The sequence below is a fragment of the Marinobacter piscis genome, from assembly GCF_007671655.1.
Lineage (GTDB): Bacteria > Pseudomonadota > Gammaproteobacteria > Pseudomonadales > Oleiphilaceae > Marinobacter > Marinobacter piscensis.
On record NZ_VCGX01000010.1, the window covers coordinates 1 to 1,201 of the forward strand.

At 53.1% G+C, this 1,201-nt stretch carries 1 rRNA gene; it reads right to left on the reverse strand.

From position 1 onward, the window contains the following. Positions 1 to 1,162, reverse strand: a 23S ribosomal RNA gene (locus FFI95_RS15325); the annotation flags it as partial. Positions 1,163 to 1,201 lie beyond the last annotated feature (39 nt).

A 1,201-nucleotide genomic window follows, 5' to 3' on the forward strand; every position in this document is an offset into this window, starting at 1 on the left:
AGTATGCAGCCGCAGCTTCGGTGACCAGTTTGAGCCCCGTTACATCTTCCGCGCAGGCCGACTCGACTAGTGAGCTATTACGCTTTCTTTAAAGGATGGCTGCTTCTAAGCCAACCTCCTAGCTGTCTAAGCCTTCCCACATCGTTTCCCACTTAACTGGTACTTGGGGACCTTAGCTGGCGGTCTGGGTTGTTTCCCTCTCCACGACGGACGTTAGCACCCATCGTGTGTCTCCCGGATAGTACTCACAGGTATTCGGAGTTTGCATCGGGTTGGTAAGTCGGGATGACCCCCTAGCCGAGACAGTGCTCTACCCCCTGTGGTATTCATCCGAGGCGCTACCTAAATAGCTTTCGGGGAGAACCAGCTATCTCCGGGCTTGATTAGCCTTTCACTCCGATCCACAAGTCATCCCCTGGCTTTTCAACGACAGTGGGTTCGGTCCTCCAGTTGATGTTACTCAACCTTCAACCTGCTCATGGATAGATCGCCCGGTTTCGGGTCTATGCCCAGCGACTGATTCGCCTTATTCAGACTCGGTTTCCCTACGGCTCCCCTAAACGGTTAACCTCGCCACTGAACATAAGTCGCTGACCCATTATACAAAAGGTACGCCGTCACCCAACAAGTGGGCTCCGACTGCTTGTACGCATACGGTTTCAGGATCTATTTCACTCCCCTCACAGGGGTTCTTTTCGCCTTTCCCTCACGGTACTGGTTCACTATCGGTCAGTCAGGAGTATTTAGCCTTGGAGGATGGTCCCCCCATGTTCAGACAAGGTTTCTCGTGCCCCGTCCTACTCGTTTTCACTGGACTCAGGTTTCGGATACGGGGCTATCACCCACTATGGCGGCACTTTCCAGAGCCTTCTCCTACCTTTTGTCCAGCTTAAGGGCTGGTCCCCGTTCGCTCGCCGCTACTGAGGGAATCTCGGTTGATTTCTTTTCCTCGGGGTACTTAGATGTTTCAGTTCCCCCGGTTCGCCTCTTACACCTATGTATTCAGTGCAAGATACCCGACCGAAATCGGGTGGGTTTCCCCATTCAGAGATCTCCGGATCGCAGGTTGTTTGCCACCTCCCCGAAGCTTATCGCAGGCTTCCACGTCTTTCATCGCCTCTGACTGCCAAGGCATCCACCGTATGCGCTTAGTTGCTTGACTATATAACCCCAAGGCAACTGATTCGACACCTGTTATTCA